The sequence below is a fragment of the Halomonas sp. 707B3 genome, from assembly GCF_024158645.1.
Taxonomy (GTDB): domain Bacteria; phylum Pseudomonadota; class Gammaproteobacteria; order Pseudomonadales; family Halomonadaceae; genus Vreelandella; species Vreelandella lionensis.
Genome location: NZ_JAMZBE010000154.1, coordinates 1 through 7,949, shown reverse-complemented (window position 1 = coordinate 7,949; position 7,949 = coordinate 1). Strand labels below are relative to the sequence as shown.

9 protein-coding genes and 1 pseudogene are annotated in these 7,949 nt (G+C 55.5%); 7 read left to right on the top strand and 3 right to left on the bottom strand.

The genetic code is table 11. From position 1 onward, the window contains the following. On the top strand, positions 1 to 219 hold a 219-nt coding region (locus tag BIS10_RS15805), incomplete at its 5' end, for a flavoprotein (protein WP_392567191.1). A 2-nt stretch (positions 220 to 221) separates the two neighbouring features. Further along, the gene (locus tag BIS10_RS15800) at positions 222 to 845 is read left to right on the top strand and encodes a LysE family translocator (protein WP_253506546.1); all 624 of its coding nucleotides are present in this window, start codon (positions 222 to 224) and stop codon (positions 843 to 845) included. Between the two features lie 30 nt (positions 846 to 875). On the opposite strand, the gene BIS10_RS15795 is transcribed toward BIS10_RS15800, so the two are convergent. From BIS10_RS15795 to BIS10_RS15785, 3 genes are read right to left on the bottom strand one after another with little or no spacing between them, the layout of a single operon-like run. Further along, the gene (locus tag BIS10_RS15795; RefSeq protein ID WP_253506543.1) at positions 876 to 2,273 is read right to left on the bottom strand and encodes a bifunctional DedA family/phosphatase PAP2 family protein; all 1,398 of its coding nucleotides are present in this window, start codon (positions 2,271 to 2,273) and stop codon (positions 876 to 878) included. A gap of 23 nt (positions 2,274 to 2,296) precedes the next feature. Continuing rightward, positions 2,297 to 3,223 carry a diguanylate cyclase domain-containing protein gene (locus BIS10_RS15790; RefSeq protein WP_074210690.1) on the bottom strand — a complete coding sequence of 309 codons (927 nt, stop codon included), beginning with the start codon at positions 3,221 to 3,223 and terminating at the stop codon, positions 2,297 to 2,299. Continuing rightward, positions 3,220 to 4,074: a hypothetical protein gene (locus BIS10_RS15785; protein WP_253506540.1), complete on the bottom strand. Its 855-nt coding sequence runs from the start codon at positions 4,072 to 4,074 to the stop codon at positions 3,220 to 3,222. Before BIS10_RS15785 ends, BIS10_RS15790 begins: the two co-directional genes overlap by 4 nt. A gap of 155 nt (positions 4,075 to 4,229) precedes the next feature. Between BIS10_RS15785 and BIS10_RS15780 the strand changes: the two genes are divergently transcribed. The 5 genes and pseudogenes from BIS10_RS15780 to BIS10_RS15760 all read left to right on the top strand — a co-directional run. Then, positions 4,230 to 5,537, top strand: coding sequence for a glutamate-5-semialdehyde dehydrogenase (locus BIS10_RS15780; RefSeq protein WP_058577802.1), 1,308 nt, complete (start codon positions 4,230 to 4,232; stop codon positions 5,535 to 5,537). Next, positions 5,534 to 6,208 carry a nicotinate-nucleotide adenylyltransferase gene (gene nadD / locus BIS10_RS15775; RefSeq protein ID WP_058577801.1) on the top strand — a complete coding sequence of 225 codons (675 nt, stop codon included), beginning with the start codon at positions 5,534 to 5,536 and terminating at the stop codon, positions 6,206 to 6,208. The genes BIS10_RS15780 and nadD overlap by 4 nt, the downstream gene beginning before the upstream one ends. A 116-nt stretch (positions 6,209 to 6,324) precedes the next feature. Then, positions 6,325 to 6,711 carry a ribosome silencing factor gene (rsfS, locus tag BIS10_RS15770; protein ID WP_083026369.1) on the top strand — a complete coding sequence of 129 codons (387 nt, stop codon included), beginning with the start codon at positions 6,325 to 6,327 and terminating at the stop codon, positions 6,709 to 6,711. Further along, the gene (rlmH, locus tag BIS10_RS15765) at positions 6,708 to 7,175 is read left to right on the top strand and encodes a 23S rRNA (pseudouridine(1915)-N(3))-methyltransferase RlmH (RefSeq protein ID WP_044628085.1); all 468 of its coding nucleotides are present in this window, start codon (positions 6,708 to 6,710) and stop codon (positions 7,173 to 7,175) included. The genes rsfS and rlmH overlap by 4 nt, the downstream gene beginning before the upstream one ends. A 95-nt stretch (positions 7,176 to 7,270) precedes the next feature. Continuing rightward, positions 7,271 to 7,949, top strand: a pseudogene (locus BIS10_RS15760) (penicillin-binding protein 2); the annotation flags it as partial.

Genomic DNA, 7,949 nt, shown 5'->3' with positions numbered 1-7,949 from the left:
CATTTAGAGCACATGCTGGCGCTTAGCCGCCTGGGTGTGGTGATTTTGCCCGCCGCTCCAGGGTTTTATCACCGCCCTCAAAGCATGGAAGATCTGATCGACTTTATTGTTGCGCGCATACTCAATCAGTTGGGTATTGCCCACCGCCTGATGCCCCGCTGGGGCGAAGAACAGCACTCAACACATGCATCCAGCGATGCGGAGAACAAGGAAGGCTAATCATGATGTCATGGGCGACGCTATCGGTGTTTGTACCCACGTTTCTGTTTGTTTCTTTAACCCCCGGTATGTGCATGACGCTTGCAATGGTGCTGGGCATGACCCAAGGGGTTAAGCGCACGCTGTGGATGATGGTGGGGGAGTTGATTGGCGTTGGGTTTGTGGCTGCCGCCGCCGGTGCGGGCGTGGCCGCATTGATGCTCCGCCAGCCGGAGCTGTTTATCGCGTTTAAGTGGGTGGGCGGCGCTTACTTGGCCTATCTGGGAATTATGATGTGGCGCTCACGGGGGCGCATGGCGATTCCAAGCGAGTTAGATACTGGCCCTGCCGCTGGGCGTCTTCAGCTTGCCACCCAAGGTTTGGTAACGGCCGTTGCCAACCCAAAAGGGTGGGCGTTTTTTATGGTGCTACTGCCGCCGTTTTTAGATGGCAGTCGGCCGCTTGCGCCGCAGCTCAGTATGCTAATTGCTGTCATTCTCACCATTGAGTTTGCCAGTATGTTGGTATACGCCACCGGCGGTAAAACGTTGCGTAAGCTGCTAGGTAAAAGCGGCAATGTTCGTCTGCTTAATCGTATCGCGGGCACATTGATGATTGGCGTAGGCGTGTGGCTGGCATTGGGTTGAACGAGTCATTCCCTGCATGAATCCCCATGTTTAAACGGGCGGGAAAAAAGTAACACGTAGACTGATGAGTAGCAGTGACCCAAGCAGCAGCCCAAGCCAAGGAAAAGACGGCAAAGGAGGGCGATAACGCCGTTGCCAATTAAGCTGAACAAGCGCACAGACGACCAGACCAAGCAGCACACCGCCCATTAAGTCGCTGAGCCAGTGGACACCAATGATCAGACGCGAAAGTGCCATTGGGATCGTGATGGTAATGGCAAGCCAATATACCCACATCCGCCTGTGTCTCGGCAGCTGTGACGCGACAAAGGCTGCCGTGATACCCACCACTACTACCCATGTGGAGGTATGTGCACTAGGGTAGGAAAATGACCCGACTAAATAGTCCGGTGTGTCAGGCCTAGCCCGCGCAAATACGGCTTTACCTAATGTGTTGAGTGCGCCAATACCGCCCAGCGCTAGCGCCCCATGGGCAAGTAGGTCAATACGTTTGACCAACAGCAACCAGAGTGCCCAAGGGGCGACGAGTGTAATAATCCCCGCTTTATCGCCCACTTCGGCAAGTAGCAGGCTGGCGTCTGTTAGCCAGGGAGTTACCAGCCAGGAGAAGAGTCGCTGCGCCTGCAAGTCAATCAGCAAAGGGCTTGGGTGCTGCATGACCATCAGTGTCCAGGCGGATGCTGCGGTAAGCGCTATGATGCATAAAAAGAGTGAGGCTAAAGGCACCTCGCCGCTGCGACTCATAGCGAGCCACGGGCGGCGCATAGCGGGTATTCGGCGAGCAATACGTGCAATTGCAAAGTACACCCGCCCCTTGTGACCTACTTGCGCGCGGCCCCAGGAGAACATTACGGCCAGTGCCACGACGCTAACGGCCATCATCACCACGGCCATTTCAACATTGGCGGGCAGGTTGAGCCGCTGTTGCCAAGTGTGGCCCAGCAGGTAGCCGGGTAAAACGTATGCCGGTGCCCAAAGAGCAGCAGAAATTACGTTGGCTAAGAGAAAGGTGCGCGCTGGCATATGCATCATGCCCGCGATGAGCGGAATAATAGGGCGTACGGGTCCGACAAAGCGCCCAATAAACACCGAGTAGATACCATAACGCTCAAAAAAACGGGCGCCTCGGCCTAGCCATTCGGGATGAAGCGAAAGCGGCCAACGGGTCACCACGGTATCGCGGTGGCGATAGCCTAAAAAGTAGCTAAGCCCATCGCCTAACACAGCCCCTGCGAAGGCTGCGCCAATTAGCCACGGTAGCGCGACCATTTGATGCCCTGCCATGGAGGCAGCGGCAGTGATAAGCACAACACCGGGCACCAGTAAGCCTACCAGCGCTAGAGATTCCACCATGGCAATCCCCAGCACCAGTAGGAGCAGCAGCGTAGGTGAAAGCGACAGAGATAACAGTGTGTCGGCGATAGACAAGGGCGATTCCGTCCGCAGATGGGTTACACGTTGGCAATAGCTTCGGCACGCGCTTCCAGGCGCTGTACATATCGCTCGAAGCTCTCTTTGCGAAGAGGCAGGCAGGTGGTAATACGCGCTTCTAGCTGCCCAGTTTCCACTAGCACACGACGGGAAAGCGCTCTCTGTAAGCGCTCCCTAACAAGCAAGGCGCCACTTTCACTGGTATCGGGTAGGACCAGCCAGAATGTCGCATTGCCAGCGCGACCCAGAATATCGTGATCACGGCAACGGCTATTGACCTCGCTGCACAGGGCACCCAATAAGGCGGTTTGCGCACGGTGACCAAACTGCTCTTCTGCCATATCCAACTGTGGTAAGTGAAGCACTAGGACTGCCAAGCGCTTATTGAGCATTGCCGCCCGTTGAAATTCATTATTGAGCCGCTCTTTCAGCGTATCAATATGGTAAGCATCACAGTCGCTATCGTTTGGGTCTGTGGCCCGCAGTAGCGCCCGACGGCGTGCATGTTCCCATGGGGGAAGGGCGAGCAGTAGCGTCAACGCCACATGACTAAGTGAAAAAGCAGTCGTCTCAAAAGGTGCTAGCCACCACCAGGCGGAAAGGCAAACCATATTCAGACTAAGCGCGCTCCAAAGCGGCAACAGTAAAAATGTGGCTGCAATGGGTAAGCCGAGCCATAGGGGCGCTGGGCTTGGCTGTGTATAGGTGGCGGTTAGCACAACAATATAGATGCTCGCCAATAACAGTATGCGCGGTATGCAGGGGCGAAACCCTTGGCCTAAATGCATCAGCAAACTGACCAATAACAGCATTGCCAAAAATAGCGGTATTAGCAGTTCGCGGTAGCTGCCCATCGCGTACAGCCACATCATGTAGCCCACCATGATGAACATACTGGCGCTATAGGCCGCAGTCATCAGTCGCTTGGGCAGTGGCGGCACTCTCATGCGGCCTCACTTAGCCGACGTTTCGGGTAGCGGCTTAGGGCTTCGATTGAGAGTGACGCCAGCTCGATCTCCATTAGGGGCTGGTGATAAATGGCGGCGCTGTCGGGTAGAACAGCACATAGGAGCTCGCGCCGTTTAGCGGCCTCTTTGGGCGTTCTCGATAATATGAGGGTGGCGAGTGTCGTGCCATTCAGTCGATAGACGTTTTCAAACTTATAAGTCAACTCGCAGAGTTTTTGGGCGACTGGCCAAAGTTGGTGCCGCTTTACTTGAATGACTAACACTTCGGCATGGATAGCTTCCCGCTCTGAGCGGGTTTGTTCTCGCAGTAAATCGCGTAAGAGCTGCTCGCCTGCCCATAGGTTTGCTCCTGGTACTAGCCTTAGGCGTTGGCGTATATCGCCATTCATATTAATTAACTGGTGAGTGCGTGAAAGGGCCAGTACGCTGAGTGTTGCCAGCGATAAAACCATTAGGAGCCACTCCGGTAGGCTCACCACGGGAGCGAGTAGTAAGCAGCTAAGCATGGCCGCGCATGCATTAAAAATGGCGGCCCAGCGATGTTGAGGCAGCATAAACACTGCTCCCCATGCCCAAATAAGCAGCGCATGCCGCTCAGGTGCGGCGGCAATTAACCCTAGTAGTAGCGTTCCAGCGAGCATCTGCCAGGGCAGCCCAGGAGAGCGGCGATGGCTAAAATCCAGTACCAGCGCCGTAATAAAGAGCCAACCAACCGACAGCCAGAGTAACAGGGCAGCTGCTGGCGGCGCCATGGGCGTCCATAAAGCCAGCGCCACGGCAGCGGCGAGTAGATTGGCTCTTAGCAGGCTGATTTTGTATTTGCTTTGCATGGTGGCTTACTATTTACCTGATAGCGGTTGGCCTATTTAGCAGTAGCATAACGCATTGCTTGGCCTAGTCCTTTGAATCACTCAGTATAATGCCCAAATGGCGTAATATAAGCCCACTTCACTTAGCAACGCTGACCACAACACAGGGAGATAGTATGCGCGGTTCTGATGCATTCCAAGAAGACGCCCAACACCATTTGGCTGCCGGGGATGTGCCCGCGTATATGCAGGCCCTGGGGCAGGGCGCTCGGGCAGCGGCAAGCGCATTGCGACGTGCCAATACCCACATTAAGAATCAAGCGCTTGAGGCAATGGCGCAACGTGTGGCGGCGGCACGCAGTGATATTCTGCAGGCCAATGCCGAGGACATGCAGCGTGGGCGTGACAATGGGCTAGACAATGCACTGCTAGACCGGCTGGCCCTGAATGACCAGCGCATTGACGCGATGATTGAAGGTCTTCGCCAAGTGGCAGCGCTACCCGATCCGGTGGGTGAGATTGACGGCATGAGCTACCGCCCCAGCGGCATTCAGGTTGGCAAAATGCGCGTTCCGCTGGGAGTTATCGGCATTATTTATGAGTCACGCCCCAATGTAACGATCGAAGCGGCCAGCCTGTGTCTTAAATCGGGAAATGCTTGCGTGCTACGCGGTGGCTCTGAAGCCAGCGCCTCTAATGCAGCGCTTAGCCGCTGCCTTCAGGCAGGGCTAGCCGATGCGGGCCTGCCAGCGGGCAGTGTGCAGGTAGTGGCCACTACCGACCGTGCGGCCGTAGGTGAAATGATCAGTATGCCTGCCTATATTGATGTGATTATTCCTCGCGGCGGTAAGTCACTGATTGAGCGTATTTCCCGCGAAGCTAAAGTACCGGTTATCAAACATTTGGACGGCGTATGCCACGTCTATATTGATACCACCGCCGATCCCGCTAAAGCGTTGGCGATTGCCGTTAATGCCAAAACGCACCGCTATGGCACCTGCAACACCATGGAGACGCTGCTGGTGGATGCGCCCGTTGCCGATATTTTGCTGCCGGAGCTGGCCCGGGCCTATGCAGAACATCAGGTAGAGCTGCGTGGCTGTGAGCGCACGCGCGCGTTACTTCCCCAAGCCACTTTGGCTACAGAGGACGATTGGCATGCGGAGTATTTGGCGCCGATCCTCGCCATTAAAGTGGTCGATGGAATGGAAGAGGCGATTGAGCATATTGAGCGCTACGGCTCGCACCATACCGACGCGATTGTGACTCAAGACTACTCGCTGGCGCGGCGTTTTATGGCCGAAGTGGACTCAAGCTCAGTGATAGTGAATGCCTCTACCCGTTTTGCGGATGGCTTTGAGTATGGGTTAGGGGCAGAAATCGGTATCTCCACTGATAAGCTTCACGCCCGTGGTCCGGTGGGGCTTGAAGGCTTAACGACTCAAAAATATATCGTATTGGGTGACGGCCAGGTTAGACAATGAGTGACACGCCCAGCATCGCCGGGCCAATGCGGGTAGGTATGCTCGGGGGGACATTTGACCCCATTCACAACGGCCATCTGCGCAGCGCTGTAGAAGTGCGCGAGGTGTTAGGCCTCAATACGCTGCATATGGTGCCCGCGCCACAGCCGCCCCTGCGAGATACACCGCAGGTGTCGGCTGCCCAGCGCTTAGCCCTCTTAAAAGCGGGCATTGGCGATACGCCAGGGCTGTTAGCGGATGATCGAGAGCTTCAGCGCGACGGCCCCTCATACAGCGTGGATACGCTGGCGGAACTCCGCCAGCAGTATGGCGACGATGTACCGTTAGTCATGGTGATCGGCTTCGATGCCTTTTTACGTTTGGCGAAGTGGGACCGTGCAGAGCAGCTTTTCGAGTTGGCCCACCTAGTGGTCATTGCCCGCCCAGGTTATCAATCTTCTTGGCCCTCAGCATTGAAGGAACTGGTCGGCAATCGAGAAGTCGATAGTGTCGATGTATTAATGCAGCGCACGAGAGGCGGAATGTTGATGCTTGAGTTGCCGTCTTTAATGGCGATATCTGCCACTTATATTCGGGAGCGGCTGCAGGCGGGTAAAAGCGTGCGCTACTTACTACCAGAAGCGGTAGAACAGGCTATTTTTTATCAAGGGCTTTATCAATCCGATGAATAGCGCTGGCAGTCGTGAAAGAAGCCGTTACAATGGCCCGCTTACAGGCTGATGCCACTCGAAATACCGACGTTAGTAACGACACTCGATACCACCACAAGGGGTTGCCTTCAGGAGTCATGCACATCGATACACTGAAAAACCTAGCGATTGACGCGCTAGAAGAGCTTAAAGCACGCGATATTACTCAACTCGACGTTGCGAAATTAACCGAAGTTACCGATCTGATGCTGATTGCCAGCGGTACTTCTACCCGCCACGTGGCCGCACTGGCCCAGAACGTTGTCGAAAAAGCCAAGGCATCCGGCCTTCACCCTCGCGGTGTTGAAGGTGGCGATAATGCCGACTGGGTGCTGGTCGACCTGGGCGATGTGGTGGTTCACATTATGCTTCCAGAAGCCCGTGCGCTGTATGACTTGGAGCGCCTTTGGGCAGATCTGCCTAGCGACGCTGGCGCGATTAGTGAATCGCTGAAGCAGTTTGAAGAGCGAGCCACGATGTCATGAGGATTCGGCTGTTAGCGGTGGGTACAAAAATGCCTGCATGGGTGGAACAAGGCGTTGAGACCTACCGCAAGCGGCTCCCTCGGGATTTCACGCTGGAAATTGAAGAAATACCGCTTGGCCAGCGTGGCAAAAATGCTGATATCGCTAAAGCCCGCGCGCAAGAGGCGCAGCGAATTCGTGAAAAGCTGCGTGGCGATGAAATCGTGGTGGCGCTGGAGGTAAAGGGCAAACCCTGGACCACCGAACAGTTGGCGCAGGAAGCGGATGGCTGGCGCATGGAAGGGCGTGATGTGGTGCTGTTGGTGGGTGGCCCGGACGGCTTAGAGCCTGCGCTTTCCGCTATGGCTGATAAAGCTTGGTCACTTTCGCCGCTAACGCTACCTCACCCGCTCGTGCGAATTATGTTGGCAGAGCAGCTTTATCGCGCCTGGACACTGCTAGTGGGCCACCCCTATCACCGCTAGTGAGCAACACAGAGTTAATCACTAGCCGTTATGTTGCATTTATTCCCCACTGGGGCCCCCGCTTTTATTGTTTGATTTGAGAGTCATCTGTTGCCATGCCCCAGCGCCGTGACACGCTAAAAAATCCTGAGCAAGAGCTGCGTATTTTCCGTGTCAGGGCGCTGCTTGCTGTCTTGGTAGTGATTGTGTTGACGAGCTTGCTGGTAAGCCGCCTTGGCTATTTGCAAATCGTTCAACACGATTTATACAGCACGCGCTCCGAGAAGAACCGGGTACGCGTCGAGCCTCTGCCGCCTAACCGCGGGCTTATCTACGATCGTAACGGTGCGCTGCTGGCGGAAAACCGTCCTACCTACAACCTTACCCTGGTGCGTGAGCGTGTTGATGATCTAGACGACACTCTGGCCCTGCTCGTCGATTTATTAGAGCTACCTGAGGAAGAGATAGAGGCATTTCAGGTGCGCTCGCGGCAGCGTCAGCGTCCTTTTCAACCTGCACTGCTGATGAGTGACTTAAGCGAAGAGCAGATTGCGCGACTGGCCGTTAACCGCCACCGGCTGCCTGGTGTTGAAGTGGAAGCCCAGCTGTTGCGCTACTATCCCGATGCTGAAGTCATGGCTCATGCTCTGGGGTATGTGGGACGTATTAACGCCGAAGAGCTACAGGACTTAGACCCAGGCCGCTACGCGGGCACGCACTTTATTGGCAAGACCGGTGTCGAGCGTTTTTACGAAACCGAGCTACATGGAGAGGCGGGCCTACGCAAGGTAGAGA

Bases quoted from the DNA above. Each gene is read 5' to 3' on its own strand.
- BIS10_RS15800 (WP_253506546.1), top strand. From the start codon at position 222: ATGATGTCATGGGCGACGCTATCGGTGTTTGTACCCACGTTTCTGTTT.
- BIS10_RS15785 (WP_253506540.1), bottom strand. From the start codon at position 4,074: ATGCAAAGCAAATACAAAATCAGCCTGCTAAGAGCCAATCTACTCGCC.
- nadD (WP_058577801.1), top strand. From the start codon at position 5,534: ATGAGTGACACGCCCAGCATCGCCGGGCCAATGCGGGTAGGTATGCTC.
- rsfS (WP_083026369.1), top strand. From the start codon at position 6,325: ATGCACATCGATACACTGAAAAACCTAGCGATTGACGCGCTAGAAGAG.
- BIS10_RS15790 (WP_074210690.1), bottom strand. From the start codon at position 3,223: ATGAGAGTGCCGCCACTGCCCAAGCGACTGATGACTGCGGCCTATAGC.
- rlmH (WP_044628085.1), top strand. From the start codon at position 6,708: ATGAGGATTCGGCTGTTAGCGGTGGGTACAAAAATGCCTGCATGGGTG.
- BIS10_RS15780 (WP_058577802.1), top strand. From the start codon at position 4,230: ATGCGCGGTTCTGATGCATTCCAAGAAGACGCCCAACACCATTTGGCT.